Source organism: Burkholderia sp. YIM B11467 (assembly GCF_052952715.1).
Window position 1 is genome coordinate 241,558 of the sequence record NZ_JBQVSQ010000003.1, and the last position, 26,039, is coordinate 267,596.

Below are 26,039 nucleotides of genomic sequence, written 5' to 3' on the forward strand. Positions count from 1 at the left end.
TTTCGCTCAGCAGCACCAATGAAAACGGCGGCCATTGGCCGCCGCTGATCGATCGCCCGCAACGGGCACGCGTCAATAATCCTGCCGCTCGCGCTCGATGCGCATGCCGCCGTCGTGGCGCGCATGCGCACCATCGTCGGTGGACCGCTCGCGCATGATCCGCATCACGTCCGGGTTGGTTCGCACGCGCCGCATCACATTCGCGAGATGCACGCGGTCGCTGACCTGGATCACGAAGCGCAGCACCGTCGATTCGTGCGTCAGGTCCTCGTCCATTGCGATGTGAACGATGTTCGCGTCGGCCGACGTGATGTCCGCCGCCACGCGCGCAAAGATGCCCTTCGTGTTCTTCACGAGCGCCTTCACCGTGACATCGAACAGGCGGCCCGGCTGCGGCGCCCATTCGACGTCGATCCAGCGGCCCGGATCGCGCCGATGAATACGCTGCGCGACACGGCAATCGGTCGTATGAATCGCCATCCCCAGACCAATGCCGATGTAACCCATGATGGCGTCACCCGGAATCGGCCGGCAGCATGCCGACAACTGCACCGACATCCCTTCGGTGCCGGTAATCACGACCGGCGGCGCATGATGCGCGGGATGCCGCTCGGACTTCGGCAGATCGTCGTCCGCGTCGCGGCCGCTCATCAGCACCTCGATGCGCTTGGCCATCACCGCGGCAACGCGGCGGCCAAGGCCGATGTCCGCGAAAATTTCCTGACGGCTCTTGTTGCCCGTCCACTGCACGAGCTTCTCCCACACTTCCGGCTCGACGTCAGCCAGCGCGAGGCCGTAGCCCTTCAGGCTCTGGTCGACGAGCCGCTCGCCAAGCTGCACGGACTCGTTCAACCGCATCGTCTTCAGGTAGTGACGAATCGCCGAGCGTGCCTTGCCGGTCCGCACGAAGCCGAGCCATGCAGGGTTCGGCTTCGAATACGGCGCGGTGATCACCTCGACGATGTCGCCGCTCTTCAGCTCGGTGCGCAGCGGCAGCAGCTCGTTGTTGATCTTCACGGCCACGCACTGGTTGCCGAGATCGCTGTGGATCGAATACGCGAAATCGAGCGCCGTCGCGCCGCGCGGCAGCGCCATGATCTTCGACTTCGGCGTGAACACGTAGACCGCGTCGGGGAAGAGGTCGATCTTCACGTGCTCGAGGAATTCGCTCGAATCGCCGGCTTCGCTCTGGATGTCGAGCAACGACTTCAGCCACTGGTGCGCGCGCTTCTGCACGTCGCTGAGATCCGCACTGCCGTTCTTGTACAGCCAGTGCGCGGCGACCCCCGCCTCGGCGATCTCGTGCATCTTGCGCGTGCGCACCTGAAACTCGATCGGCGCGCCGAACGGGCCGACGAGCGTCGTGTGCAGCGACTGATAGCCGTTGATCTTCGGGATCGCGATGTAGTCCTTGAACTTGCCCGGCACGGGCTTGTACAGCGCGTGCAGCGCGCCGATGCACGTGTAGCAGTCGAGCGCGCTGTCGACGACGACGCGAAAGCCATACACGTCGAGCACCTGCGAGAACGACAGCTGCTTGTCGCGCATCTTCCGGTAAACGCTGTAGATGGTCTTTTCGCGGCCGGTGATTTCGGCATCGATCTTCGCATCGGCCATCGCGCGCTGCGCGGCCTCGAGGATCTTGCTGATCACTTCGCGGCGGTTGCCGCGCGCCGCCTTCACGGCCTTCTCGAGCGTCGCGTAGCGATGCGGGTTGAAGTTCGCGAAGCTCATGTCCTGCAGCTCGCGATACGTGTTGTTCAACCCGAGCCGGTGCGCGATCGGCGCGTAGATGTCGAGCGTTTCCCGCGCGACGCGGCGACGCTTTTCCATCGGCACCGCGCCGAGCGTGCGCATGTTGTGCAGGCGGTCGGCGAGCTTGACGAGAATCACGCGCACGTCGCGCGCCATCGCGAGCAGCATCTTGCGGAAGTTTTCCGCCTGCGCTTCCTCGCGACTGCGGAATTCCATCTTGTCGAGCTTCGACAGGCCGTCGACCAGTTCGGCGACCTTCGGGCCGAACCGCTCGGCCAGCTCGCTCTTGGTCACGCCCTGGTCTTCCATCACGTCGTGCAGCAGCGCGGCCATCACGGCCTGCGCGTCGAGCTTCCAGCCGGCGCAGATTTCCGCGACGGCGACGGGATGGGTGATATAGGGTTCGCCGCTCTGGCGATATTGACCGAGGTGGGCTTCGTCGCTGAAGTGGAACGCCGCCTTGACCTCTTTGATTTCGTCCGGAGCGAGATACTCGGCAAGCGCGGCCGTCAGTTTCGCAATCGAAACGACGCCGTGCTTGCGCGGCTGCTCCGGCGTGGCGGTCGGCCCGAACAGATGCCGGAAGGACTGTTCGAGGACCGCGTCGATGTACTGGCGCGCAGGCGACTGGGCCGTGGCTTCGGTGGTCGAATCCGCGGAGGCGGACGATGGGGTGGTGCTCATATTCGCCTCCAGGTCGAGTCGTTGCGCGCGTGGATTACATGGCTGGAACGGGCCGGATGCGCGTTACACCGGCACCTTCTTCAGCATCTCGACGCCGACCTGGCCGGCGGCGATTTCGCGCAGCGCGACGACCGTCGGCTTGTCGCGGCTTTCGATCTTCGGCGTATGGCCTTGCGCGAGCTGCCGCGCGCGATAGGTGGCAGCGAGCGCCAGTTCGAAGCGGTTCGGGATTTGCTTCAGGCAGTCTTCGACGGTAATGCGAGCCATGGTGGTAATTCCTTCTGAATATAGTCCTTATTCTACCTTATGTCCCTCTGCCCCCGCGTCAATCCGCGTGGGGCAGATGGATGCCGAGCTCGATGAACAGCTCCGTGTGTCGCGCGTACTGCGAAGCAAAGCGCAGGCGCGTTGCCGCGACGATGCATTCGAGCTCCGCGAGCGCACGCTCGAAATTCTCGTTGATCACCACGTATTCCGCTTCCGACGCGTGCGCGATCTCGCTGCCGGCGGCCAGCAGACGGCGCGTGATCACGTTCGGCTCGTCCTGGCCGCGCTTCTTCAGGCGCTCTTCGAGCGCGTCGAGCGACGGCGGCAGGATGAAGATGCCGACCGCGTTGCGGAACTGCTTCTTCACCTGCAATGCACCCTGCCAGTCGATTTCGAGCAGCACGTCGTGGCCGTTCTTCATCTGCTCTTCGATCCAGACGCGCGACGTGCCGTAGTAGTTGCCGTGCACTTCCGCGCTCTCGAGGAATTCGTGCGCCGCGTGACGCGTGCGGAAATCGTCGACGGTCGTGAAGTGATAGTGCTGGCCGTCCTGTTCGCCCGGGCGCGGCTTGCGCGTCGTGTACGAGATCGACAGGCAGATGTCGCTGTCCTTCGACAGCAGCGCATTCACGAGCGTCGACTTGCCCGCGCCCGACGGCGCGACGACCATGAACAGGTTGCCGGGATAGACGCCGCTGTGCAGCGAATGCGACGCGTGGCCGTCGCGGTTGGATTCGGTCATGTTGCTTTACTCCAGGTTTTGCACTTGCTCTCGCATCTGCTCGATCAACAGCTTGAGCGCCATCGATGCGTCGGCCAGTTCCTTCGCCGCCGCCTTCGAGCCGAGCGTGTTCGCTTCGCGATTCAATTCCTGCATCATGAAGTCGAGACGCTTGCCGACGCGGCCGCCCTTCTCGATCACATGGCGCGTTTCGTTCAGGTGCGCGGTGAGGCGCGACAGCTCTTCCGCGATGTCGATCCGGATCCCGTACATCGTCACTTCCTGACGAATGCGCTCCGCGGCTTCCTCGCGCGTCACGATCGACGCGCTGCCTTCGGGTGCCGCGATGCCGAGCGCTTCCTGCAGCCGCTCGACGATCTTCTGCTGATGCTTCGCGATCAGCTCCGGCACGAGCGGCGTGATGCGCGCGACGATCGCTTCCATCTCGGCGACGTTCGTCAGCAGCATCGTCGCCAGTTGCGCGCCTTCGCGCGAACGCACGACGACGAGCTCGCCGATCGCTTCCTTGCCGCATGCGAGCACCGCGTCGCGGATCGCGTCAGCCGACACGCCGCTCTCGGCCAGCACGCCGGGCCAGCGCAGGATCTCGCCCGCGCGCAGGCGGCCGACGCCCGGGAACGAGTCGAGCACCGCGCGCTCGAGATCGGCGAGCTGACCGAGCGCCGACTGGTTCAGCGCGCCCGCGCCGATGCTCTGTTCGCCGCGCTGCAGGTTGATGCGCACGTCGACCTTGCCGCGCGACAGCTTGTTCATCAGCATTTCGCGCAGCGCGGGTTCGCACGCGCGCACGTCGTCCGGCATCCGGAAATTCAGGTCGAGGAAGCGCGAGTTCACGGTGCGCAGTTCGACCGACACGCTGGTGCCGCCATTGCCGGTGGCCGTCGCGAGTTCGCGCGTCGCGCTCGCGTAGCCCGTCATGCTGTAGATCATGGTTCGTCTCGCCGTCTGGGTGCCCTCGCGGGCGGGGATATGTCGAGGCGCCCGGCGCATCGGAAAGCGCGGGGCGGGAAGCGCGCATTATCCCATTTTTGCGGACCTCTCCGCCGGGCAAGGCCGCCGTTCGGCGCTAAAATCGCGGTTTCCCCTCCTTCCGCGATCCCCACATGACGTCTTCCCTTTCCCGCCCCAGCGGCCGCCGCGCCGACGAACTGCGCAAGGTCGCCCTGACGCGCCACTACACGAAACACGCCGAAGGCTCGGTGCTGGTCGAATTCGGCGATACCAAGGTGCTGTGCACCGCGAGCGTCGCCGAACGCGTGCCCGACTTCCTGCGCGACCGCGGGCAAGGCTGGCTGACCGCCGAGTACGGGATGCTGCCGCGCGCGACGCACACGCGCAGCGACCGTGAAGCCGCACGCGGCAAGCAGACGGGCCGCACGCAGGAAATTCAGCGCCTGATCGGCCGCGCGCTGCGCGCGGTGTTCGATCTCGAAGCGCTCGGCCCGCGCACGATCCATATCGACTGCGACGTGATCCAGGCCGACGGCGGCACGCGCACGGCCAGCATCACCGGCGCCTTCGTCGCCGCGCACGACGCCGTGTCGACGCTGATCGCGGCCGGCAAGCTCACCCGCTCGCCGATCACCGACCACGTTGCCGCGATCTCGGTCGGCGTGTACGAAGGCGCGCCGGTGCTCGATCTCGACTACGCGGAAGACTCGCGCTGCGACACCGACATGAACGTCGTGATGACGGGCGCCGGCGGTTTCGTCGAAGTTCAGGGCACGGCCGAAGGCGTGCCGTTCTCGCGCGCCGAGATGAACGCGCTGCTCGACCTCGCGCAGGGCGGGATCGGCGAGCTCGTGCAGCTGCAGAAGGACGTCCTGGGCGCCGGTCATGCCTGACGACCTCACCCTCGCGCCGCTGTCGCGCATCGTTCTCGCGTCGAACAACCCGGGCAAGCTGCGCGAATTCACCGCGCTGTTCTCGACGGTCGGCATCGAGATCGTCCCGCAGGGCGACCTGGCGGTGCCCGAGGCGGAAGAGCCGTTCGGCACGTTCATCGAGAACGCGCTGACCAAAGCGCGGCACGCGTCGCGGCTCACCGGGCTGCCGGCGATCGCCGACGATTCGGGCCTGTGCGTGCGCGTGCTGCGCGGCGCGCCGGGCGTCTACTCGGCGCGCTACGCGCAGCGCGCGGGCCGCGACAAGGGCGACGCGGCGAACAACGCGTATCTCGTCGAGCAGCTGCGCGGCGTCGACGACCGGCGCGCATACTATTGCTGCGTGCTCGCGCTCGTGCGCCATGCGGACGATCCCGAGCCGCTGTTCGCCGAAGGGCGCTGGGCCGGCGAGATCGTCGACGCGCCGCGCGGCGAGCACGGATTCGGCTACGACCCGTATTTCTACCTGCCGTCGCTCGGCGCGACGGCAGCCGAACTCGAGCCGGCCGTGAAGAACACGCACAGCCATCGCGCGCTCGCGCTGAAGGCGCTGCTTGCGCGGCTCGCGGAGGAAACATGATCGCGCCCGATATCCATTCGCTGCAGGAGGTTGCATGAGCCAGGCTGCGGAAACCGGCGCGCGCGTCGTCGCGACCTTCACGTCGCCCGGACAGGTACGGCTCACGTCGCTGCCGCCGCTCGCGCTGTACGTGCATTTTCCGTGGTGCGTGCGCAAGTGCCCGTACTGCGATTTCAACTCGCACGAGTGGAAAGGCGAACGGTTTCCGGAAACCGAGTATCTCGACGCGCTGCGCGCCGACCTCGAGCAGGCGCTGCCGCTCGTGTGGGGACGGCAGGTGCACACCGTGTTCATCGGCGGCGGCACGCCGAGCCTGCTGTCGGCGGCCGGCCTCGACCGGATGCTGTCCGACGTGCGTGCGCTGCTGCCGCTCGACGCCGATGCCGAGATCACGCTCGAGGCGAATCCGGGCACGTTCGAGGCCGCGAAGTTCGCGCAGTTCCGCGCGAGCGGCGTGAATCGCCTGTCGGTCGGCATCCAGAGCTTCAACGAAGCGCACCTGAAGGCGCTCGGCCGCATCCACGACACCGCGCAGGCGCGTGCGGCCGTCGAGATCGCCGCGACGACGTTCGACAACTTCAACCTCGACCTGATGTTCGCGCTGCCGAACCAGACGCTCGACGAATGCCGCACCGACATCGAGACCGCGCTGTCGTTCGCGCCGCCGCATCTGTCGCTGTATCACCTGACGCTCGAGCCGAACACGCTGTTCGCGAAGTTCCCGCCCGTCGTCCCCGACGACGACGCGTCGGCCGACATGCAGGAATGGATCCACGCACGCACGTCCGAGGCCGGCTACGGGCGCTACGAAGTGTCCGCTTATGCGAAGCCGAATCATCAGTGCAAGCACAACCTGAACTACTGGCGCTTCGGCGACTATCTCGGGATCGGTGCGGGCGCCCACACGAAGCTGTCGTTCCCGAACCGGATCCTGCGGCAGGCGCGCTACAAGCATCCGGCGACCTTCATCGAGCAGGCGATGGCCGGCACGGCCGTGCAGGAAGAGCGTGAAGTCGGCGCGCGCGACCTGCCGTTCGAGTTCATGCTGAACACGCTGCGGCTCGCCGAGGGTTTCCCCGTGCACAGCTTCGTCGAACGCACGGGGCTGCCGATGAGCACGATCGAGCCGGCGCTGAAGGAAGCGGAACGGCGCGGGCTGATCTCGCGCGATTTCGCGCAGATCGCGCCGACACCGCTCGGCCAGCGTTTCCTCAACGACCTGCAGGAATTGTTCCTGCGCGACGATTGAAGAAACGAATGCGATGCATGGGACCGGAGTAAGCACTGAAGTGCCAACTCCGGTCGACAGCTGCGGCATTTCGGTTACAATGCCGCCTCGCGTGGAAGCGTGGCCGAGCGGTTTAAGGCACTGGTCTTGAAAACCAGCGACGGGAAACTGTCCGTGAGTTCGAATCTCACCGCTTCCGCCAGGAAATTCGCCCAACCCCGTCCATTCGCCGAATGACGGGGTTTTTGTTTGTCCACACGCCCCTCCCCCACGTTCCGACGCGTCACGCCGGATGCCGTTACAATCCCGCGCTCCGAATCGCGAAACGGGAAATCCACGTCATGAAGCCCTTCATCGTCTCGTCGCTCGTCGCCATGCTGGCCGCCGTCAGCACGCATGCCGCGGCCGACACCGCCTCCGGCAGCGACGCGCCGGCGTCGTGCGCGATCGCGAACGTCACCGGCGTCGGTGGCTCGCCGCGCGGCCTGAGCGAATACCTCGCGAGCCCGTCGCCCTACAACTACCTGAAGGACAACGACCTCCAGTGCAAGGTGTCGGACGACGGACGCACGTCGAACTGCACCGGCGTGACCTACCTGCGCAACGAACAGGTCAGCGTGTACGACGACTCCGATCCGGCAACGCTGACCGTCGTGGCGCGCGTGGAGCTCGACCATGGCCAGAAGTACCCGGTGATCATCGTCGTGCAGCGCAAGGACGCGCGCTGCAAGTAATCCAATGACGCAGCCGCGCACGTGCCCCCGTCCGTCGGGACGACACGTGCGTTCGCACTGCAGCGGAAGCCTCCCGGCCCGCCCCGCCATCACCTAGAATTCGTTCAACACGGCGACACGACCGCCGCCGCGCACTCGACGCCGCACGCGCCACCCCTGCGCGCGGCCCACGGAGATCGCCATGACCGAACTGTCGACACCGACGGACCACGTCGATTACGAAGGCTTCGAGATCCATGTCGTACCGGCCGCCGCGCCCGGCAGCGACACGCGCTACACCTACACCGGCTACGTGTGCCATCCGGGCGCGAATCCCGCGCTGCCGGGCCACGCGGTGCCGTTCCACGCGGACGGCGAAGAAAGCTTCGCGAGCGTCGACGAAGCGGTGCACGAAGCCGTGCACATCGGCAAGAGCATCATCGACGGCACGCACCCCGACCTGTCGGTGCTGTCGCTCGTCACGCACGGCTTCTGAACCGGGCAAGCGCCATCGCAGGTGATGGCGCGGGCGTCGGTCGCCGTGCGGCATGCGGCGACCGCCACGCTCGGCCGAACGATCGTCACGCACCTGCACGTGACGCACGCGCCGCGCCTTTCAACTTTGCAACATGCTCGGCGTCGAGCACGCTGTCACATGTCACGTCACATCGCGCTGGGCGGCGCCCAGCCATCATCATTTGCGATCGCAACGCCCGACATCGCGCGTTATGCGTTTCTCCCGATATCGCGTCGCGTCCGTGCGCCTATCATTTTTTTATAGTCACTTCTGGCTATCTCCCATGCGCCTCGTTCTCCGTCCGCGCGTCGACCAGTTGCGTGTTGCCGCACTGGCCGTCGTCGCCATGCTTGCCGCTTGCACGATCACGCCACCGCCGTCGCTGCACTCGATCGTGACGATTCCGTCGATCACGCGCAGTGCGAGCCTCGACCAGTACCGTGTCGAGGTCGCGAAATGCGTTGCCGAACGCAATCCGTCCGGCCTGCTGCGTGGCACGCCGCAGGCAATGCTCCGTTCGCTCGTCGTCGTCGCGTTCACCGTCGATCGCAACGGCCGCCTCGTCCACGCGTCCGTCTATCGCAGCAACGGCGACAGCGAGGCGGAAGCGCTCGCGCTCGCGTCGCTGCGTCGCTCGGCGCCGCTGCCGCCTCCGCCGTCGCGACTGCTCGACGGCAACGGCCAGATCGAAATGATGGAAGGCTGGCTCTTCAACGACGACGGCCACTTCCAGTTGCAAAGTACCGCATCCGCGCAGGCGCAATCGCTCGACTGACCTGCCGCCGCCCCGCGATTGCCGGTGGGTGGCGGCGCTGGCTATAATTTTCCGCAATCGCGCGGCCATCACGCCGCGCGTGCGTTCGCGCGCCCCACCCGGCATGCGAGCCGACCACGCCGGCACCGGGCGGCGGCGACATACCCGTCTCCATCGTCGACCGGCGGGTGACGTTCGTGCCACGGCGCGCGTCCACGCCGCCACCGCATCATCCGCTCGGCTGCCCTCGGCAGGCATCCGCCTGCCCGACCGCACGCTCAGCCGACCGCCCCAACGACAAAACGGAGACATCCATGTCCGCATCCCCCCCGACCGTTGCACACGCAACCGGTTCGGCCGGCGCCGTCAGCCACCGGCGCATCGTGTTCGCAAGCTTCATCGGCACCGCGATCGAGTTCTACGATTTCTACGTGTACGCAACGGCCGCCGCGCTCGTCATCGGCCCCGTCTTCTTCCCGCATGGCTCCGCGACCGCGCAGGCGTTGTCCGCGTTCGTCACGTTCGGCATCGCGTTCATCGCACGCCCGATCGGCTCGTTCCTGTTCGGGCACTTCGGCGACCGCATCGGCCGCAAATCGACGCTCGTCGCGTCGCTGCTCGTGATGGGCGTGTCCACCACCGCGATCGGCTTCGTGCCCGGCTACGACGCGATCGGCGCGCTCGCGCCGGTGCTGCTGTGCGTGCTGCGCTTCGGCCAGGGCATCGGCCTCGGCGGCGAATGGGGCGGCGCGGCGCTGCTCGCGACCGAGCATGCGCCGCAGGGCAAGCGCGGCTGGTTCGGGATGTTCCCGCAGTTGGGGCCCTCGGTCGGCTTCCTGATGTCGAACGGCCTGTTCTTCGCGCTCGCGCTGTCGCTGTCCGACGAGCAGTTCCGCAGCTGGGGCTGGCGCATCCCGTTCCTGGTCAGCGCGGTGCTCGTCGCGCTCGGCCTGTACGTGCGGCTCAAGATCACCGAAACGCCCGCGTTCCAGGCCGCACTCGATCGCAACGAACGCGTGCGCGTGCCGGTCGCGACGCTCGTCACGCAACACTGGCAGCCGACGCTGCTCGGCGCGCTCGCGATGGTCGTCTGCTACACGCTGTTCTACATCTCGACGGTGTTCTCGCTGTCGTACGGCGTGTCGGCGCTGCATATTCCGCGCCAGAGCTTCCTCGGCCTGCTGTGTTTCGCGGTCGTGTTCATGGGGCTCGCGACGCCGCTTTCCGCATGGGCGTCGGACCGCTTCGGCCGCAAGCCGGTGCTCGTCGTTGGCGCGATCGCCGCACTGCTGTCGGGTTTCGCGATGGAGCCGCTGCTCGGCAGCGGCTCGATGCCGCTCGTCGCGCTGTTCCTGACGATCGAGCTGTTCCTGATGGGTGTGACGTTCGCGCCGATGGGCGCGCTGCTGCCGGAGCTGTTCCCGACCAACGTCCGCTACACGGGCGCCGGCGTCGCGTACAACCTCGGCGGGATCCTCGGCGCGTCGATCGCGCCGTACATCGCGCAACTGCTGGCGGCGCGCGGCGGGCTGTCATGGGTTGGCGGCTATGTATCCGTCGCGGCGGCGATCAGCCTGGTCGGCGTGCTGCTGATGCGCGAAACGCGCGACACGACGCTCGTCTGAGACTCCGGGGCGACCCGGGTTGTGCGGCGGACGGCGCTGCCTATACTCGATCCTGGGCGCGCCGTTGCGCGCGCCCAGGATCCCTCCCCGCAGGAGCCGTCGCCATGAATATCCACCTCAGCAATGCCGACCTCGTCCTGACCCTCGCGCTCGCGCTGGGTGGCGCGCTGCTGCTCGCGCTGCGCTTCCGGCCCAAGACGTGGCGCGGCCTCGTGTTCGAGGCGCTGCTGGCGAATCTGGCGGCCATCGCCGCCGTCATCACGATCGAGGCGCTGCTCGCCTGAACCGCCGCGCTCCGCTCGTCAGGCGGACAGCCGCGCGCGCGGCGCGCCGTAGACGGGGCTGACCGCGGCGATCGCATCCAGCGTCTGCTCGACGGACGGCATCGCGCCCGGCTCGCCGATCGACAGTGCATTCGGTGCACCGCCGATGCCGCAATGGTGACGCGACGTCGCGACGAAAATCATCACCGTCGGCCGCTGCAGCGCGTGCGCCATGTGCACGAACCCCGTATCGACCCCCACCACGAGCGCGGCCCGGCCGAGCGCCGCGCCGAGTTCACGTACCGTCATCGCAGGCAGCACGACCGCCCCCGGCGCGCGCGCGGCGATATCCTTCGCGTCGTCATGCTCGGCGGCCGATCCCCACGGCAACAGCACACGCACGCCGCGCGCCATCATCTGCTTGGCAAGCGCGGCCCAGTGATCGGCCGGCCATTTCTTGTCGGGATTGGAGGTTGCGTGGAACAGCAGCATGAACAGCGTGCCGTCGGTCACGGCAGCCGGGAGACTCTCGACCTGCGGCGGGACGACGCCGTATGTGGCGATGCCTTCGGGCACGTAGCCGAGCGCCTCGCCGGCACTCACGCGCATCCCGTGCCACGCGTCGCAGTCCGGCCGCGGGCCGAAGCGATGCGAATACGCGAAGCGCGCGCCCGCTTCGCCAAGATCCTGCGTCTGGTAGCCGACGCGACGCGCGGCGCGCGCCAGCGCGGAAATGATTGCACTCTTGTAAACGCCGTGCAGGTCGATGACCGCGTCGTAGCGGTGCGCACGCAACGCGCCGATCGACGCCGAGATCGCCTTCAGGTCGCCGGTATTTCGGAGTTTTTTAAACCGGCGCAGCGGTGCGCAAAGGACGGCGCTTACGCCCGGATGCCAGCGCACGACCTCGGCGCACGACTCGTCCACGGCCCAGTCGACCGATACGCCGGGAAAGGCGCGATGCAGGTCCGCGACGACTGGCAGCGTCTGGACGACGTCGCCGAGCGACGTCACTTTCACGATGAGGATACGTTTCACGTTTGCGGGGAAGAGCCTGCCATTTGAGGATGCTAACGACGGATGACCGCCGCGCACATTATCCGTAAATTACATTTGTAACAAAATGCTACAAGCTTTCAAAGCATTGACGCCCGTAGCGCGATCCCGGTTCTTTTTATAATCGATTCTTTGCCTGATGGCCCGCGCCGATGCCACGCCCCGCCCTTCCCGCCCTGTTTCCCGCCCTCACCCGCCGCTCGGTGAGAATCTGGCGCCAATACGGCATTTTCTGGCTCGGCGCGATCGTCGTCGGGCTCGCGGCCGTGCTCTACGCGCGGCTGATCGACTGGGGCTACGAGAGCTTCCGCACGATGCGCGATCACGCCGCGTGGCTGCCGCTGCTGCTGACGCCGGCGATCGCGGCCTTGTCGGCATGGCTCACGCGCCGGTTCTTCCGCGGCGCCGAGGGCAGCGGCATCCCGCAGGTGATCGCGACACTGCATGCGCGCCCGAGCGCGTTCGGCGCTCGGTTGCTGACGCTGCGCATCCTGTTTGGCAAGGTGCTGATTTCGTTCCTGGGCATCCTGGGCGGCTTCACGATCGGTCGCGAGGGGCCGACCGTGCAGGTCGGCGCGGCGCTGATGTTCAACCTGCGGCGCTTCTACCCGCGCTCGAACGCGCAGATCGAACGCCAGCTCGTCCTGGCCGGCGCGGCGGCCGGGCTGTCGGCCGCGTTCAATACGCCGCTCGCCGGGATCGTGTTCGCGATCGAGGAGCTGACCCGCAGCTTCTCCGCGCGCGCAAGCGGCGTGCTGATCACCGCGATCATTCTCGCCGGCGTCGTCGCGCTCGGCCTGAACGGCAACTATACGTATTTCGGCACGATCGACGCCGGCCCCCACTTCCCGAAGCTGCTGGCGCTCGCCGTGCTGGTCACCGCGATCGTGACGGGCATCGCGGGCGGCCTGTTCTGCTGGCTGCTGCTCAACACGGGGCGCTGGCTGCCCGCGCAACTGCTGGGCCTGTATCGCGAGCGGCCGATCGCGTTCGCCGCGCTGTGCGGCTTCGCGATCGCCGTCGTCGGCATCGTATCCGGCGGCACGACATTCGGCAGCGGTTATGCCGAGGCGCGCGGCCTGCTCGATGGCAGCCAGACACTGTCGGTGTTCTATCCGTTCCTGAAGATGGTGTCGATGGTCGCGTCGTACCTGCCGGGCATCCCGGGCGGGATCTTCGCACCGTCGCTGTCGATCGGCGCCGGGTTCGGCAACCTGCTGCACGTCGTGTTCAGCAACATGAGCCTGCCCGTGCTGATCGCGCTTGCGATGGTCGGCTATCTTGCGGCCGTCACGCAGTCGCCGATCACGTCGTTCGTGATCGTGATGGAGATGATCAACGGGCACGCGCTCGTGATTTCGCTGATGGCCACCGCGTTGGTATCGAGCCGCGTGTCGCGCTTTTTCGCGCCGCCGCTCTACGAGACGCTCGCCCTCCGCTATCTCGCGCCGCCCGTCGCGGCTCCGGAGCACGCTGCGGCAACCGCGACGAGTGCGGCGACGACGACCGGTGTCACCGAGCCGCAGGATGCGACCGCCGCGCCCGCCGATCCGCTCGACACGCTGCGCGACGAAGGCAGCAGCGGCGAGCCGGCCGAAGGCGCGGCATCCGCGCCGGCGCTGCACGACGACGCGCCGGCGGCTGCATCCGGCGCGAACGGCCCGGCGCAGCCTGGCCCGCGTGACGCTCAGTAGATCACGACGGGCGCCGGCCGGTAGTAGACGGGCCGCGCCGGCACGACGATGCACCCGGCCAGCGTGACGGCGACGAGCACGATGGCGATGGCGGTTCTTTTCATCACGCGCCTCCATCACGCCCAGTGGCCGCGGGTCCAGAACCAGTTCGGACCGCGCTGGTCCCAGTGGCCCGGCACCCATTGCATGCCGACGCGTTCGGCTTCCCAGTGACCGCCGATCCACACGTAGCGGCCATGATCCCAGTGCCAGTGCCCGCGATCCCACACATAACCGACCCGCGCGGTCGGCACGACCTCGTAGCGCACGGGCGGCGGCGCGTTCGGCGCGACGATGACGACTTCCTCGGTACGCACGGCGACCGGCTCGGCGATGACCACGCGGCCCTGCGGCGCGATCACGGGTGCGCCGACGAGGATTTCGTCCGCATGCGCGGCAAACGGCGCGACGACGGCTGACAGGCCCGCGGCAAACAGTGCGAGCGAAACGATACGACGTTGAACAGTAGAGACAGCCATCACAACCTCCTGGTTGAACAAGTTACGCGAGCGTATTCGTTCAATGCGGGAGGACCGAAAACGGCCGACAGACGCCGTGTTACGGCGTGCCCGAAAGTGCAACAGGGCGTAAGACGCGCACGGCGGCCGAGGCCGCCGTGCGGAGGGATACCGGCAAAGGTCAGGCTTGCGGGATCTCGATCTTCACTTCGAGGACTTCGAGATCGTCCTGGCGCTCGAGGCTCACGCGGATGTCATCGTTCGAAATATGGACGTACTTCGAGATGACCGCGACCAGCTCCTTCTGCAGCGCCGGCAGGTAATCGGCCGGCGGCCGGCCGCCGACCCGCTCGTGCGCGATGATGAGCTGCAGGCGCTCCTTCGCGACCGATGCGGACTTCTTCTTCTCGCCGAGGAGAAACGAAAGGATGGACATGGGCGGCCTCCGTTACTTGCTGCCGAAGAGGCGCTGCAGCAGGCCCGGCTTCTGGTAATCGGTGAAGCGCAGCGGCTTGTCTTCGCCGAGGAAGCGCGCAACGACGTCCTTGTACGCTTCGGCGACATCGGTACCGTCGATGTGCACGGCCGGCAGGCCCTGGTTCGACGCGTGCAGCACGGCTTCGGACTCGGGCACCACGCCGATCAGCTTGATGCGCAGAATCTCGCTGATGTCCTCGAGCGACAGCATCTCGCCTTCGCTCACGCGCTTCGGGCTGTAGCGCGTGATCAGCAGGTGTTCCTTGATCGGCTCCTTGCCTTCGGTCCCGCGCTTCGTCTTCGACGACAGGATGCCGAGAATGCGGTCCGAGTCGCGCACCGACGACACTTCAGGGTTCGTGACGATCAGCGCTTCGTCGGCGAAGTACATCGCGTGCAGCGCACCGGCTTCGATACCGGCCGGCGAATCGCAGACGATGTATTCGAAGTCCATCGCGACCAGGTCGTTCAGCACCTTCTCGACGCCGTCGCGCGTCAGCGCATCCTTGTCGCGCGTCTGCGACGCCGGCAGGATGAACAGGTTCTCGCACTTCTTGTCCTTGATCAGCGCCTGGTTCAGGTTCGCTTCGCCCTGGATCACGTTCACGAGGTCGTACACGACGCGACGCTCGCAGCCCATGATGAGATCGAGGTTGCGCAGGCCGACGTCGAAGTCGATCACAGCCGTCTTGTGGCCGCGCAGCGCGATACCGGACGCAAAGCTCGCGCTCGTCGTCGTCTTGCCCACGCCGCCCTTGCCCGAGGTCACCACGATGATTTTTGCCATTTACCCAATACCCTGTGTTCGTCAATGAGAGCCGATCGACCCGGAGCGCCGCGTGAATTACGTCAGGCGCAGCGGTTCGATCATCAGTTTTTCCTCTTCGAGCCGGATCTGCACCGATTTGCCCAGAACTTCGGGGGGCAACGGGTTCTCGGTTGTTCGATAGATACCCGCGATCGAAATCAGTTCCGGTTCGAGACACGTGCAGAAGATGCGCGCGTCGTGATTGCCGTGCACGCCCGCGAGTGCGCGGCCGCGCAACGGCGCGTAGATGTGGATATTGCCTTCCGCGATGATCTCCGCGCCGTGACTGACCGGCGCGAGCACCACGAGGTCTCCTTTCGCGTAAATCTGCTGCCCCGAACGCAACGGCCGGTCGATCACGAGCGTTTGCCCGCCCGCCGGATTCGACGCCGGCGCCGCCCCGGGCGCCTGCTCGGGCGCCACCGCGGCGGCTGCAGCGACGACGGCCTCGGCGATCGGCGACGGTTCCGCGCCGTCGGCCGGCTTCACGGCCGGCGTGCGGCGATCGCGCGCTTCCAGCAACGGCAGGCCGGCTTCCCCCGCCCAGCCCTGCGTTGCCAATGCGACCACGCCCACCGGGCGCATCCGCACGTCGTTCAGCATCTGGCGGATGTCGGCGAGCGCGACGCGTTCGCCGTCAGCGAGGCGGCGGACGTCGATCGCGACGACATCGTCGGCGAAAAACTCGGGAGTCGCTTCGAAGCGCTTGACCAGTTCGGTACGCAACGCATCGAGATCGGTCGTCTTCACGGTGAACAACAACGTATCGACCGATCCGCTGCGCAGCTCGAAGAATGGCGATTTTTTAAGCGACATGGACACTCTGCAAAAATTTTTTGCGTATTTTACAGGCGTCCACGCGCGCGGCCATTATTTTTGGGACACAGGGCTGCGGCGGCCCCGGCGGGCGCGCAACCGGAAGGCGGGGGAGCAAGCGGGCGAGCAGGCGTTCATCACGCCGCGCGGCCCGCGTTTTGACGAGGCGTCAGTGCTTCACCTGCGACACGAACAGCGATTTCATCGCGCCGGGCATCCGCCCGATCGGCGCGTGTTCGCCGGTGTTGCCGAACCCCGAACGCTCGTAGAAACGGATCGCGTTGCGGTTCGCATCGGCGATCCATGCATAGACCTCGCTGGCGCCGCGCTCGGCGAGCCATGCGGTGGCCGTCTCCAGCAACAGCACGCCACCGCGTAGATGACGCACCGCGTGCGCCACCCATAGCTCGCTGACGAACGCGCGCCGATCGGGCGTGTTGTCGAAGTACGCGCCGATCATGCCGGCCGGATGGCCTTCGGTGTACAGCAGGAAAGTCGTCGACTCGTCGGACACGGCGCGTTGCGCGGCAATCGCCGACGCTGCGTCCGTTTCGACGTTCAGCAATTCGGCCTCCGGCGCTTCGCCGGGCGCGTAGGGCTCACGCAGCGATGCGGCGCGGAGTTCGCGATACACGCTGCCCTGGTTGGCAACGATACGACGAACGGTCAAGGTCGAACTCATGCAGGCACAGCCCCCTTCGGACAGCAAGCTATTAGCTTCAACCGAAAGCGGGGTATGAGTCAAATCGTTATTTTCGAATGGCAGCGCGAATCGAAAGGCGGCAGGCACCGGCGGCGGCGACGTGTGCCGGTCGGTGTGCAGGTGCAGCATTACCGTGTCGATGCACGCCGCCGGACGACGGTCGCGGCCGCTTCGTTCGACGCGTCGCGCCGCCCGCCTTGCGATGCGCGGCAGGCGCGTTTCGGATCGCTTCTCATCTCGCCCCGCAGATCGTAATGATCCGTAATATATGTAGCCGAAACAGGTGCCCCGCCGCTACCCGCCCCATTCCGGTTATTGCGCCGCAACATTCGTTGCGAGCCCGCGGGGCCGATGCCCGTGCACGTCACATCGCGCCAATCATCTGACCACCACGCTGATCGCTTGGGCCGATCCGGCCTGCCCGGCATGTTTCAATCGGCGCGTACCGGCCCTTCCCGGCACGCGTCGCACGCGCCCCTCCGTTTGGAGCCTCGCGCCTAGCGCCGGGGTTTGGAAAGCGTGCGCACGGGTCGTATAACAGGCAGAACCGGACCACGATCCGGTGCCACCGCGCGTGCGTCGCGGACCCACGAGGATTCGAACAACCATGGATGCGGCCGCCCTCGGGCCGGCCGACTGGAGGGAGACAATGGCAATGACCGACGCATCGGCTTCGGGCTGGTCGGATGGCAAGCGTTACCTGTGGCTGCTCGGCGCGCTGACGATCACGCTGCCGATCCTCGCCGCGCAGCTCGCGCTGTCGACGGGCCTACACGTGTTCTGGTGGTTCGGTCCGCTGTTCGCCTTCGGCGTGATCCCGATCCTCGACACGCTGATCGGCGACGATCGCGACAATCCGCCCGAGGCCGTCGTACCGCACCTCGAACGGGAGCGTTATTACCGGTACATCGTCTATCTCGCGACACTCGTCGAATATGTCGCGTTCTTCGCGTGCGTGTGGATCGTCGGCACCCATGCGCTCGCGTGGTACGACTATGTCGGCTTTGCGCTGTCGCTCGGCGCCGCGACGGGCATCTCGATCAATACCGCGCACGAGCTCGGGCACAAGACCAACCGCTTCGAACGCTGGCTCGCGAAGATCACGCTCGCGCCGGTCGCGTACGGTCACTTCTACGTCGAGCACAACCGCGGCCACCACGTGCGCGTCGCGACGCCCGACGATCCGGCCAGCGCGCGCTACGGCGAGTCGTTCTGGGCGTTCCTGCCGCGCACCGTGACCGGCAGCATCCGCTCGGCGTGGCGGCTTGAAAAAGCTCGCCTCGAACGGCTCGGGCATTCGCCGTGGACCTGGCGCAACGAGGTGCTGCACGCGTGGGCGATGACCGTCGTCGTGTGGGGCATCGCGATCGCGATGGCCGGCAAGGTCGTGATCCCGTTCCTCGTGATCCAGGCCGTCTACGGCGCGTCGCTGCTCGAAGTCGTGAACTACGTCGAGCACTACGGGCTCGGCCGCCGCAAGCTGCCGAGCGGCCGCTACGAGCGCTGCACGCCGCAGCACTCATGGAACAGCAATCACGTCGTCACCAACCTGTTCCTGTACCAGTTGCAGCGACACGCCGACCATCACGCGAACCCGACGCGCTCGTACCAGGCGCTGCGCCACTTCGACGATGCGCCGCAACTGCCGGCCGGTTACGCGACGATGATCCTGTTCGCGTACGTGCCACCGCTCTGGTATCGCGTGATGAATCCGCGCGTCGTCGCGCACTACGGCGGCGACATGGCGCAATCGAACATCAAGCCGTCGATCCGTGCCAGGGTGCTCGCGCAGTATCCGGCCGCGGCGTGATCGCGGGTGGCTGACCGGTGGCGGGCAGCGCCAGCCCGCCACGCGCGCACAGCTGACATCCGTCACACCCTTTCCGGCAGCCGGAATACGGCCACCGCATGCCGCAGCGCGCTCGCCTGCTCGGCCAGCGCCTGCGTCGCGGCCGACGCCTGCTCGACGAGCGCCGCGTTGCGCTGGGTCGCTTCGTCCATCTGCGTGACCGCGATGTTTACCTGCTGGATGCCGCCGCTCTGCTCCTGCGCCGCGGACGAGATCTCGCCGACGATCGTCGTGACCCGCTGCACCGCGCCCACGATCTCGTGAATCGATTCGCCCGCACGGCCGATCAGCACGGCGCCCTCGTCGACCCGCTGCGTCGATTGCTCGATCAGCCCCTTGATCTCCTTCGCGGCAGCGGCGCTGCGCTGCGCGAGCGTGCGCACTTCCGCGGCGACGACCGCGAAGCCGCGCCCCTGTTCACCCGCGCGGGCCGCCTCGACGGCCGCGTTCAGCGCGAGGATGTTGGTCTGGAACGCGATCCCGTCGATCACCGCGATGATCTCGCCGACCTTCGCCGCGCTGTCGGCGATGCCGTTCATCGTGTCGACGGCGTCCGTCATCACGCCGCCGCCCGCGGACGCAATATTCGACGCGTCACGCGCGAGTTGCGCCGCGTGCTGCGCGTGCTCGGCCGACTGCCGCACGATGCCGGTGAGCTCCGTCATGCTGGCGGCCGTCTCCTCGAGCGACGCGGCCTGCGCCTCGGTGCGCGACGACAGATCGTGATTGCCCGACGCGATCTGCGCGCTCGCGGTCGCGACGGCTTCGGCATGCGTACGCACCTCGAGCACGACGCCCGACAGGCTCGCCTGCATCGTCTGCAACGCGCGCAGCAGATCGGCGATCTCGTCGCGGCCGGTCGCGTCGACGTCGCGCGTCAGGTCGCCGCCGGCAACGGCCTGCGCGCACGCCACCGCACGATCGAGCGGGCGCAGGATCGCGCGGCTGAACAGGAATGCGCCGACCATCGCGACGCCGAGCACGACCAGCATCAACACGAGGCTTGCCGTGGTCGCGCGCTGCGCGTCGCGGCTCGCCTGTGCCGACACGGCGGCGCTCTCGTCGGCGATCGACTTCGCGGCCCGCTCCAGCAGCGCCGCGGGTTCACGGTCGACACCCGCCACGGCCGCGTCGCCGGCCGACGGCTCGAAGCCGGCCGCCTTGAACGCATCGAAGCCGCGCCGGTAGCCGTCGCCCATCGCCGTGTGCGCACGCATGAACTGCTCGACGAGCGAACGGCTGTCGCCGGGCGGCAACTGGTGGACGAGCTGCGCGGCAAGCGCGTCGACCGTTCGTTCGCGCGTCTGGAACGCCTGCCAGTACCGGTCGAGCTTGTCGGGCTGCTTGCCACGCAGCAGCGTGTCTTTCCATTCCTGCACTTGCAGCTTGAACTGCACGAGCGTGGCCGACACGAGCCGTTCGTCGCCGACGTTCGTCTGCACGTCTTCGGCGAACGTATCGATCGACCGGTTGAGGATGTGGATACCGTACAGCGCGCCACCGAACATCAGCAGCAGTGCGACGGCGAATGCGAGGGGAATCTTGTAGCTCAGCTTCATGGGACCTTGGATCGACAGGGAGCGACGCGGCACGGTACGGATACCGGCCGCCGCACCGTGTTAACGGCGCGGGATTCAAGGGCTTAAAGCAGAGGAAAGCGGCGTAGACCCGGCGCGCGCGAAAAGATTGATCAGACCAATCAGGTCGGATGCGTCGCGCGCGGCCCGGTTGTCGCGGCAGTGCGCGGGCCCGCCATCCAGCGGCGCACGACGACCATCGACAGCACGCCGAACCCGATTCCCGCGATCACGTCGGCCAGATAGTGGCCGCCCTGCGTCGGCGTCGACACGATCATCGCGGCATTCAGCACGACCGCGGCGGGAAACACAAAACGGACATGCCGCACCGCATACGCGAGCAGCAGCGCCAGCATCACGTGAAACGACGGCAGCGACACGAGCCCCTGCGATTCGGACAGGTTGAATTGCCGAAGCTGCCCGCTGCGCAGCAGGTCGTAGTGGGACACGGTCGATGCGGTGTGCGGATCGGTGATGCCGAAATGGACGAATGCGCTTTGTGCGGGGAACGGTGTCGACACGAGAACGGCGACAAGCAGCGCGAATGCGAACAGCGTGATGAATTCGGCGAGATCGTCATGTCGCCGCGTGGTCGCGAGGATGAACGGAACGGCGATCAGCTGCACGATGCTGCTGCGATACGCGAACTCGAGTACACGGTGCAGTTCGGCATGCGTGCTCACCCAGCGATACAGGTCGAGCCAATGAAAGCCGAGCAACGCATCGAACCGGACGAGATCAGTCTCGATCGACGGCGGCGCGAGCGCCACGCACAGGTAGTCGAGTATCACGACAGCCTGGCTGAGGGCGGCAATCGCCACGATGCACAGCATCGCGACGGCCGCTTCGCGCAAGCGCCACGCGTGTGTGCGCTCGCGGTAGCGCTGCGTTTGCGACAACGCGATCAGTGCCGCCGCAACAGCGATGGCAGCGCAGGCTGTCAGTCCCGCGAGAGACGCCGTATTGCCGAGTGCCAGTGTGATGCCTGCGGCGTGCGCGCCGGCTATGCCCAGGGCCGCGATAACCGCAGTCAGCAGCGCAATGCCTGTCAGGACTTTCGACACTCGGTTCGTCATGGGGTCTTTGGATTTGCACGATGCAGCGCGGTTGCACCGAAGTGCGCGACGCGATCGTGCGCGCAAGTTCGTCGCCATCGTATCAGCACGATTCGAGGTTTCGACAGCCGGCCTGTTGCCGCTTCGACGGTGATCGACACATCGCGCCGCAGACCCAAAACGAAAAACCCCTTGATCCTTCCGAATCAAGGGGTTTCGTATTCTGGCGGAGAGGGTGGGATTCGAACCCACGGTACGGGGAAACCGTACGCCTGATTTCGAGTCAGGTACATTCGACCACTCTGCCACCTCTCCGTTTTACTGCATTTCCCGGTTGGTCATGTCCGGGAAAGAAAAGATTATAAAACGATCTTTTCTGAGCTGACAAGCCCTTCGTGCAAATTTTTTTGCGAGGGCTTCGCCAGCCGATTTCACGACGCCTGCGCAGGCGCGTCGATCCGCTCGATGCCGCCCATGTACGGACGCAGCGCCTCCGGCACCGTGACCGAACCGTCCGCGTTCTGGTAGTTCTCGAGCACTGCGACGAGCGTGCGGCCGACCGCGAGACCCGAACCGTTCAGCGTATGCACGAGCTCGGGCTTGCCCTGCGCATTGCGGAAGCGCGCCTGCATCCGGCGCGCCTGGAACGCCTCGGTGTTCGAGCAGCTCGAGATCTCGCGATAGGTGTTCTGCGCGGGCAGCCACACCTCGAGGTCGAACGTCTTCGCGGCCGAGAAGCCCATGTCGCCCGTGCACAGCGTGATCACGCGGTACGGCAGGCCGAGCTTCTGAAGGATCGCTTCCGCATGGCCAACCATCTCGTCGAGCGCCGCGTATGACGTTTCCGGTGCGACGACCTGCACCATCTCGACCTTGTCGAACTGGTGCTGGCGGATCATCCCGCGCGTATCGCGGCCGTACGAACCGGCTTCCGAGCGGAAGCACGGGGAATGCGCGGTCAGCTTGATCGGCAGCGCGGACGCTTCGACGATCGACTCGCGCACGGTGTTCGTCAGCGAGATCTCCGACGTGGAGATCAGGTATTGCGTGACCGTGTTCTCGGCGCCGCCCTTCTCGACGCGGAACATGTCGTCCGCGAATTTCGGCAGCTGGCCCGTGCCGTAGAGGATGTCCGGGTTCACGATGTACGGCGTGTACGTCTCGGTGTAGCCGTGCTGCAGCGTGTGCGTGTCGATCATGAACTGCGCGAGTGCGCGGTGCAGGCGCGCGATCGGGCCGCGCAGCATCGTGAAGCGCGCGCCGGCAAGCTTCGCGCCCGTCTCGAAATCGAGGCCGAGCGGCGTGCCGACGTCGACGTGATCCTTCACCTCGAAATCGAACTGGCGCGGCGTGCCCCAGCGGCGCGCCTCGACGTTGTCGGCTTCGTCCTTGCCGACCGGCACGCTTTCATGCGCGACGTTCGGCATGCCGAGCATCAGGTCGGACAGGCGCGCCTGGATGTCGCCGAGCTTGGCTTCCCCGGCCTTCATTTCGTCGCCGATCCCGCCGACCTCGGCCATCACGGCCGACGTGTCCTCGCCCTTCCCCTTCATCGCGCCGATCTGCTTCGACAGGCTGTTGCGGCGTGCCTGGAGCTCTTCGGTACGGGTCTGGATCGCGCGGCGTTCCGCTTCGAGCGCGGAGAACGCGGCGATGTCAAGGGTGTAGCCGCGATCGGCGAGGCGCTTCGCGACGCCGTCGAGGTCTTTGCGCAGCAACTGGATGTCGAGCATGGGAGGACTTGGAAAATCGTTGTGTAAGACGGGAATTCTAACGCACCGCGCGGCCGCCAACGCGTCAGCCTGACGGACGATGCCGGAAAGCGGCCGGCCATGGCAGTATCGCATTGCCGGTCCGCACCGCGGCGACCGGCGAGGCACGTCACGTCGAGCCGCTGCGGAAGACGCATCGCCTGCGCCGGCCGCCCGCAATGCCTCGAACGAAGCACCTGCCCCACGTCACCGCAACCCAGGGAACGAGATGGCCATCGAACTGGACAAGGAAGTACGCGACCGCGCAATCGCGTCGCTGCAACGTTATTTCACGGAAAACATGGACGAGCCGATCGGCAACATCCAGGCCGGTGCACTACTGCACTTCTTCGTCGAGGAGATCGCGCCCGCGATCTACAACCTCGCGATCGCCGACGCACAGGAACGCCTGCATGCGCGGGTCGCCGAACTCGACATCGAATGCCACGAGGAGCCGTTCGAGTACTGGAAGAAACAGCAGCCGGCCCGCAAGCGCTGACGCATCCGGCACGGCGCCGGCCGGCCCGCGTGTCGCTTGTCAGTCCTTCTTGCCAGCCTCGCGATCGAGTTCGCGCAGCCATGTGAGCTTGTCGGCGATCTTCGATTCGAGCCCGCGCGGCACCGGCTTGTACCAGTGCGGCTCGCGCATCCCGTCAGGCAGGTAGGTTTCGCCGGCCGCGTACGCGTTCGGCTCGTCGTGCGCGTAACGGTACGCGTGACCGTAGCCGAGTTCCTTCATCAGCTTGGTCGGCGCGTTGCGTAGATGCACGGGCACCTCGCGCGACTTGTCCTGCTTCACGAACGCCATCGCCTGGTTGAACGCGTTGTAACCCGCATTGCTCTTCGCCGCGCACGCGAGATAGATCACCGCTTGCCCGAGCGCGAGCTCGCCTTCCGGCGAGCCGAGCCGCTCGTAGGTTTCGGCCGCGTCGTTCGCCATCTGCAGCGCGCGCGGATCGGCGAGGCCGATGTCTTCCCATGCCATCCGCACGATCCGCCGTGCGAGATACTTCGGATCCGCGCCGCCGTCGATCATCCGGCAGAACCAGTACAGCGCGCCGTCCGGACTCGAACCGCGCACCGACTTGTGCAGCGCCGAGATCTGGTCGTAGAAGTTGTCGCCGCCCTTGTCGAAGCGCCGCGCGTTCAGCGTCATCGCGCTGCTGACGAAGTCGCCGTCGATCGTCGCGACGCCGGCCGACACCGCCGCCGTTTGCGCCTGTTCGAGCAGGTTCAGGAAGCGCCGCGCATCGCCGTCCGCGTAGCCGACCAGCGTATCGATCGCCTTGTCGTCGAACGCGAGGCCGTCGAGCGCGATTTCCTGTGCACGCTTCAGCAACTGGCGCATCTCGTCGTCGTTCAGCGACTTCAGCACATAGACCTGCGCACGCGACAGCAATGCGGAGTTGACCTCGAAGCTCGGGTTCTCGGTCGTCGCGCCGATGAAGGTCACGAGCCCCGACTCGACGAACGGCAGCAACGCATCCTGCTGCCCCTTGTTGAAGCGGTGGATCTCGTCGACGAACAGGATCGTGTGGCGGCCGGTGCGGTTCAGCGTGTCCTTCGCCTGCTCCATCGACTCGCGGATGTCCTTCACGCCGCCGAGCACCGCGGACAGCGCAATGAACTCGCAGTCGAACGCGAGCGCGGTGAGCCGCGCGAGCGTCGTCTTGCCGACGCCGGGCGGCCCCCACAGGATCATCGAATGCGGTTTGCCCGATTCGAACGCGAGCCGCAGCGGCTTGCCTTCGCCCAGCAAATGCGTCTGGCCGATCACCTCGGCGAGCGTCTTCGGCCGCAGCGCCTCGGCGAGCGGCCGGCGCGGCTCGACTTGAAACAGATCGGACATGAACCCTCGCTCCACATCAAACGGTCGCGGCCGAACGGGCCGCCGGACCCGACATTATGACAGCCGCGCGACGGCGCCGCCGCGCCCGGTGCCCGGCGCCCAGAAACAACACGGGCCTGCCGTCGCCGGCAGGCCCGTTGCGAAAAACGCGGCGCGCGGCGCCGGTCAGCCGGTGATCACGTCCGCACCCTTCGGCACGACGAACTTGAACGTATCGCCCTTCAGCGGCGGATTCGTCTGGATGTTCGTAAACGTCAGCAGCGTGACGTTACCGAACACGTCGTGAAGTTCCATCGCGGCGAGCGTGCCGTTCTTGAAGCCGATGCCGATCCGCTGGAACTGCGTGTCCTGCGCCTTCGGCAGCATCTCGAGCCACTCGATGCCGCCCTTCTCGCCAGCGTCGCGCAGCGTGTAGTTCTTGTCGAGGTCGTTGCTGCCGAACAGGATCGCGGCAGGGCTCGCGCCCAGCGCGCCGTTCAGCTTGCGTTCGGTGACCTGATTCAGGTCGCGGTCATACACGTAGAGCTTGTCGCCGTCGGCCTGCAGCACCTGCTGGTACGGCTTCTGGTACGTCCAGATGAACTTGCCCGGCCGTGCGAACACGAACGTGCCGCTCGAATTGTCGGTCGGCTTCGGCATGGCCTGCACGGCGCTCGCGCCCTTGGACGGCGCCTTGACGATCTGCTGCGTGAAGTCGCCCTTCGCCGAACGCACCTGCGACACGAAGGCCTTCAGCTGTTCGGTGCCGCCCGCGAACGCATGCGTCGCCGCGAGCATCAGCGATGCGCCGGCGAACACCGCGCCGAGCCAGCGCCGCGTCGAACGAAGGGAAGGGACGAACGAAAGTTGCTGCATGATGCGGTTTTCTCCCTGGGTGGCCGGCGCTGCGGGCGCCG

26 protein-coding genes and 2 tRNA genes are annotated in these 26,039 nt (G+C 66.6%); 12 read left to right on the forward strand and 16 right to left on the reverse strand.

Annotation, left to right across the window (positions count from 1 at the left end; translation table 11 throughout):
- Positions 1–72 precede the first annotated feature (72 nt).
- The 4 genes from ACTRWB_RS13115 to ACTRWB_RS13130 all read right to left on the reverse strand — a co-directional run bounded on the left by ACTRWB_RS13115 (position 73) and on the right by ACTRWB_RS13130 (position 4,378).
- Positions 73–2,439 carry a RelA/SpoT family protein gene (locus tag ACTRWB_RS13115; protein ID WP_048249688.1) on the reverse strand — a complete coding sequence of 789 codons (2,367 nt, stop codon included), beginning with the start codon at positions 2,437–2,439 and terminating at the stop codon, positions 73–75.
- A 63-nt stretch (positions 2,440–2,502) separates the two neighbouring features.
- Positions 2,503–2,706 (reverse strand): DNA-directed RNA polymerase subunit omega, encoded by a 204-nt coding sequence (rpoZ, locus tag ACTRWB_RS13120; protein ID WP_006025620.1) that lies wholly within the window; start codon positions 2,704–2,706, stop codon positions 2,503–2,505.
- Between the two features lie 58 nt (positions 2,707–2,764).
- Positions 2,765–3,448, reverse strand: coding sequence for a guanylate kinase (gmk, locus tag ACTRWB_RS13125; RefSeq protein WP_446902146.1), 684 nt, complete (start codon positions 3,446–3,448; stop codon positions 2,765–2,767).
- Between the two features lie 6 nt (positions 3,449–3,454).
- Positions 3,455–4,378 carry a YicC/YloC family endoribonuclease gene (locus ACTRWB_RS13130; protein ID WP_446902147.1) on the reverse strand — a complete coding sequence of 308 codons (924 nt, stop codon included), beginning with the start codon at positions 4,376–4,378 and terminating at the stop codon, positions 3,455–3,457.
- Between the two features lie 173 nt (positions 4,379–4,551).
- Between ACTRWB_RS13130 and rph the strand changes: the two genes are divergently transcribed.
- The 9 genes from rph to ACTRWB_RS13175 all read left to right on the forward strand — a co-directional run bounded on the left by rph (position 4,552) and on the right by ACTRWB_RS13175 (position 11,032).
- The gene (gene rph, locus ACTRWB_RS13135) at positions 4,552–5,292 is read left to right on the forward strand and encodes a ribonuclease PH (RefSeq protein WP_419686564.1); all 741 of its coding nucleotides are present in this window, start codon (positions 4,552–4,554) and stop codon (positions 5,290–5,292) included.
- Positions 5,285–5,911 carry an RdgB/HAM1 family non-canonical purine NTP pyrophosphatase gene (gene rdgB, locus ACTRWB_RS13140; RefSeq protein ID WP_419686563.1) on the forward strand — a complete coding sequence of 209 codons (627 nt, stop codon included), beginning with the start codon at positions 5,285–5,287 and terminating at the stop codon, positions 5,909–5,911. Before rph ends, rdgB begins: the two co-directional genes overlap by 8 nt.
- A 34-nt stretch (positions 5,912–5,945) precedes the next feature.
- Positions 5,946–7,160, forward strand: a complete 1,215-nt coding sequence (gene hemW / locus ACTRWB_RS13145; protein WP_446902148.1) for a radical SAM family heme chaperone HemW — start codon at positions 5,946–5,948, stop codon at positions 7,158–7,160.
- Positions 7,161–7,253: 93 nt separating this feature from the next.
- Positions 7,254–7,341, forward strand: a tRNA-Ser gene (locus ACTRWB_RS13150).
- A gap of 139 nt (positions 7,342–7,480) precedes the next feature.
- Positions 7,481–7,873, forward strand: coding sequence for a hypothetical protein (locus ACTRWB_RS13155; RefSeq protein WP_129513964.1), 393 nt, complete (start codon positions 7,481–7,483; stop codon positions 7,871–7,873).
- A gap of 181 nt (positions 7,874–8,054) precedes the next feature.
- Positions 8,055–8,348: a hypothetical protein gene (locus tag ACTRWB_RS13160; protein WP_072436100.1), complete on the forward strand. Its 294-nt coding sequence runs from the start codon at positions 8,055–8,057 to the stop codon at positions 8,346–8,348.
- A gap of 304 nt (positions 8,349–8,652) precedes the next feature.
- Entirely contained in the window at positions 8,653–9,144 is a 492-nt protein-coding gene (locus tag ACTRWB_RS13165) for a TonB family protein (RefSeq protein ID WP_446902149.1), read from the forward strand.
- A gap of 293 nt (positions 9,145–9,437) precedes the next feature.
- A complete protein-coding gene (locus ACTRWB_RS13170; RefSeq protein ID WP_343495168.1) occupies positions 9,438–10,748 on the forward strand; it encodes an MFS transporter in 1,311 nt (436 codons plus the stop codon).
- A 104-nt stretch (positions 10,749–10,852) separates the two neighbouring features.
- Entirely contained in the window at positions 10,853–11,032 is a 180-nt protein-coding gene (locus tag ACTRWB_RS13175) for a hypothetical protein (RefSeq protein ID WP_446902150.1), read from the forward strand.
- Between the two features lie 18 nt (positions 11,033–11,050).
- On the opposite strand, the gene waaC is transcribed toward ACTRWB_RS13175, so the two are convergent.
- Positions 11,051–12,049, reverse strand: a complete 999-nt coding sequence (gene waaC / locus ACTRWB_RS13180) for a lipopolysaccharide heptosyltransferase I (protein WP_446902151.1) — start codon at positions 12,047–12,049, stop codon at positions 11,051–11,053.
- Positions 12,050–12,219: 170 nt separating this feature from the next.
- On the opposite strand from waaC, the gene ACTRWB_RS13185 reads away from it, so the two are divergent.
- Positions 12,220–13,761 (forward strand): chloride channel protein, encoded by a 1,542-nt coding sequence (locus tag ACTRWB_RS13185; RefSeq protein ID WP_419686557.1) that lies wholly within the window; start codon positions 12,220–12,222, stop codon positions 13,759–13,761.
- A gap of 116 nt (positions 13,762–13,877) precedes the next feature.
- Here the strand turns inward: ACTRWB_RS13185 and ACTRWB_RS13190 are convergent, their stop codons facing one another.
- The 5 genes from ACTRWB_RS13190 to ACTRWB_RS13210 form a co-directional block, all read right to left on the reverse strand.
- Complete coding sequence (locus tag ACTRWB_RS13190) at positions 13,878–14,279, reverse strand: YXWGXW repeat-containing protein (RefSeq protein WP_129513958.1); 402 nt, start codon at positions 14,277–14,279, stop codon at positions 13,878–13,880.
- Between the two features lie 160 nt (positions 14,280–14,439).
- The gene (gene minE / locus ACTRWB_RS13195; RefSeq protein ID WP_006486661.1) at positions 14,440–14,694 is read right to left on the reverse strand and encodes a cell division topological specificity factor MinE; all 255 of its coding nucleotides are present in this window, start codon (positions 14,692–14,694) and stop codon (positions 14,440–14,442) included.
- A 12-nt stretch (positions 14,695–14,706) separates the two neighbouring features.
- Entirely contained in the window at positions 14,707–15,522 is an 816-nt protein-coding gene (gene minD, locus ACTRWB_RS13200; protein WP_048243115.1) for a septum site-determining protein MinD, read from the reverse strand.
- A gap of 57 nt (positions 15,523–15,579) precedes the next feature.
- Positions 15,580–16,359: a septum site-determining protein MinC gene (gene minC / locus ACTRWB_RS13205; RefSeq protein ID WP_129513957.1), complete on the reverse strand. Its 780-nt coding sequence runs from the start codon at positions 16,357–16,359 to the stop codon at positions 15,580–15,582.
- 169 nt (positions 16,360–16,528) lie between these two features.
- Positions 16,529–17,191 carry a GNAT family N-acetyltransferase gene (locus ACTRWB_RS13210; RefSeq protein ID WP_446902152.1) on the reverse strand — a complete coding sequence of 221 codons (663 nt, stop codon included), beginning with the start codon at positions 17,189–17,191 and terminating at the stop codon, positions 16,529–16,531.
- 520 nt (positions 17,192–17,711) lie between these two features.
- Here ACTRWB_RS13210 and ACTRWB_RS13215 point away from each other — a divergent pair.
- Complete coding sequence (locus ACTRWB_RS13215) at positions 17,712–18,872, forward strand: alkane 1-monooxygenase (protein WP_446902153.1); 1,161 nt, start codon at positions 17,712–17,714, stop codon at positions 18,870–18,872.
- A gap of 62 nt (positions 18,873–18,934) precedes the next feature.
- Here the strand turns inward: ACTRWB_RS13215 and ACTRWB_RS13220 are convergent, their stop codons facing one another.
- The 4 genes from ACTRWB_RS13220 to serS all read right to left on the reverse strand — a co-directional run bounded on the left by ACTRWB_RS13220 (position 18,935) and on the right by serS (position 23,276).
- Positions 18,935–20,470, reverse strand: a complete 1,536-nt coding sequence (locus ACTRWB_RS13220; protein WP_446902154.1) for a methyl-accepting chemotaxis protein — start codon at positions 20,468–20,470, stop codon at positions 18,935–18,937.
- A 140-nt stretch (positions 20,471–20,610) separates the two neighbouring features.
- Positions 20,611–21,387, reverse strand: coding sequence for a phosphatase PAP2 family protein (locus tag ACTRWB_RS13225; protein WP_446902155.1), 777 nt, complete (start codon positions 21,385–21,387; stop codon positions 20,611–20,613).
- A 380-nt stretch (positions 21,388–21,767) separates the two neighbouring features.
- Positions 21,768–21,858 (reverse strand) — tRNA-Ser (locus tag ACTRWB_RS13230).
- A gap of 116 nt (positions 21,859–21,974) precedes the next feature.
- Complete coding sequence (gene serS / locus ACTRWB_RS13235; protein ID WP_419686547.1) at positions 21,975–23,276, reverse strand: serine--tRNA ligase; 1,302 nt, start codon at positions 23,274–23,276, stop codon at positions 21,975–21,977.
- Positions 23,277–23,523: 247 nt separating this feature from the next.
- On the opposite strand from serS, the gene ACTRWB_RS13240 reads away from it, so the two are divergent.
- Positions 23,524–23,793: a DUF2164 domain-containing protein gene (locus ACTRWB_RS13240; protein ID WP_446902156.1), complete on the forward strand. Its 270-nt coding sequence runs from the start codon at positions 23,524–23,526 to the stop codon at positions 23,791–23,793.
- A gap of 39 nt (positions 23,794–23,832) precedes the next feature.
- Here ACTRWB_RS13240 and ACTRWB_RS13245 read toward each other — a convergent pair whose 3' ends face one another.
- Both ACTRWB_RS13245 and lolA read right to left on the reverse strand, forming a co-directional pair.
- The gene (locus tag ACTRWB_RS13245) at positions 23,833–25,143 is read right to left on the reverse strand and encodes a replication-associated recombination protein A (RefSeq protein ID WP_446902157.1); all 1,311 of its coding nucleotides are present in this window, start codon (positions 25,141–25,143) and stop codon (positions 23,833–23,835) included.
- 165 nt (positions 25,144–25,308) lie between these two features.
- Complete coding sequence (lolA, locus tag ACTRWB_RS13250) at positions 25,309–25,998, reverse strand: outer membrane lipoprotein chaperone LolA (RefSeq protein WP_446902158.1); 690 nt, start codon at positions 25,996–25,998, stop codon at positions 25,309–25,311.
- Positions 25,999–26,039 lie beyond the last annotated feature (41 nt).

What these genes read in the sequence shown, in the direction of transcription:
- serS (WP_419686547.1), bottom strand. Translation starts at nt 23,276, where the DNA reads ATGCTCGACATCCAGTTGCTGCGCAAAGACCTCGACGGCGTCGCGAAG.
- lolA (WP_446902158.1), bottom strand. Translation starts at nt 25,998, where the DNA reads ATGCAGCAACTTTCGTTCGTCCCTTCCCTTCGTTCGACGCGGCGCTGG.
- ACTRWB_RS13245 (WP_446902157.1), bottom strand. Translation starts at nt 25,143, where the DNA reads ATGTCCGATCTGTTTCAAGTCGAGCCGCGCCGGCCGCTCGCCGAGGCG.
- ACTRWB_RS13210 (WP_446902152.1), bottom strand. Translation starts at nt 17,191, where the DNA reads ATGCTGCACCTGCACACCGACCGGCACACGTCGCCGCCGCCGGTGCCT.
- ACTRWB_RS13130 (WP_446902147.1), bottom strand. Translation starts at nt 4,378, where the DNA reads ATGATCTACAGCATGACGGGCTACGCGAGCGCGACGCGCGAACTCGCG.
- minE (WP_006486661.1), bottom strand. Translation starts at nt 14,694, where the DNA reads ATGTCCATCCTTTCGTTTCTCCTCGGCGAGAAGAAGAAGTCCGCATCG.
- ACTRWB_RS13215 (WP_446902153.1), top strand. Translation starts at nt 17,712, where the DNA reads ATGGCAATGACCGACGCATCGGCTTCGGGCTGGTCGGATGGCAAGCGT.
- ACTRWB_RS13185 (WP_419686557.1), top strand. Translation starts at nt 12,220, where the DNA reads ATGCCACGCCCCGCCCTTCCCGCCCTGTTTCCCGCCCTCACCCGCCGC.
- ACTRWB_RS13220 (WP_446902154.1), bottom strand. Translation starts at nt 20,470, where the DNA reads ATGAAGCTGAGCTACAAGATTCCCCTCGCATTCGCCGTCGCACTGCTG.
- rph (WP_419686564.1), top strand. Translation starts at nt 4,552, where the DNA reads ATGACGTCTTCCCTTTCCCGCCCCAGCGGCCGCCGCGCCGACGAACTG.
- gmk (WP_446902146.1), bottom strand. Translation starts at nt 3,448, where the DNA reads ATGACCGAATCCAACCGCGACGGCCACGCGTCGCATTCGCTGCACAGC.
- hemW (WP_446902148.1), top strand. Translation starts at nt 5,946, where the DNA reads ATGAGCCAGGCTGCGGAAACCGGCGCGCGCGTCGTCGCGACCTTCACG.
- ACTRWB_RS13240 (WP_446902156.1), top strand. Translation starts at nt 23,524, where the DNA reads ATGGCCATCGAACTGGACAAGGAAGTACGCGACCGCGCAATCGCGTCG.
- minD (WP_048243115.1), bottom strand. Translation starts at nt 15,522, where the DNA reads ATGGCAAAAATCATCGTGGTGACCTCGGGCAAGGGCGGCGTGGGCAAG.
- minC (WP_129513957.1), bottom strand. Translation starts at nt 16,359, where the DNA reads ATGTCGCTTAAAAAATCGCCATTCTTCGAGCTGCGCAGCGGATCGGTC.
- ACTRWB_RS13155 (WP_129513964.1), top strand. Translation starts at nt 7,481, where the DNA reads ATGAAGCCCTTCATCGTCTCGTCGCTCGTCGCCATGCTGGCCGCCGTC.
- ACTRWB_RS13170 (WP_343495168.1), top strand. Translation starts at nt 9,438, where the DNA reads ATGTCCGCATCCCCCCCGACCGTTGCACACGCAACCGGTTCGGCCGGC.
- rdgB (WP_419686563.1), top strand. Translation starts at nt 5,285, where the DNA reads ATGCCTGACGACCTCACCCTCGCGCCGCTGTCGCGCATCGTTCTCGCG.
- ACTRWB_RS13160 (WP_072436100.1), top strand. Translation starts at nt 8,055, where the DNA reads ATGACCGAACTGTCGACACCGACGGACCACGTCGATTACGAAGGCTTC.
- rpoZ (WP_006025620.1), bottom strand. Translation starts at nt 2,706, where the DNA reads ATGGCTCGCATTACCGTCGAAGACTGCCTGAAGCAAATCCCGAACCGC.
- ACTRWB_RS13175 (WP_446902150.1), top strand. Translation starts at nt 10,853, where the DNA reads ATGAATATCCACCTCAGCAATGCCGACCTCGTCCTGACCCTCGCGCTC.
- ACTRWB_RS13115 (WP_048249688.1), bottom strand. Translation starts at nt 2,439, where the DNA reads ATGAGCACCACCCCATCGTCCGCCTCCGCGGATTCGACCACCGAAGCC.
- ACTRWB_RS13190 (WP_129513958.1), bottom strand. Translation starts at nt 14,279, where the DNA reads ATGGCTGTCTCTACTGTTCAACGTCGTATCGTTTCGCTCGCACTGTTT.
- ACTRWB_RS13165 (WP_446902149.1), top strand. Translation starts at nt 8,653, where the DNA reads ATGCGCCTCGTTCTCCGTCCGCGCGTCGACCAGTTGCGTGTTGCCGCA.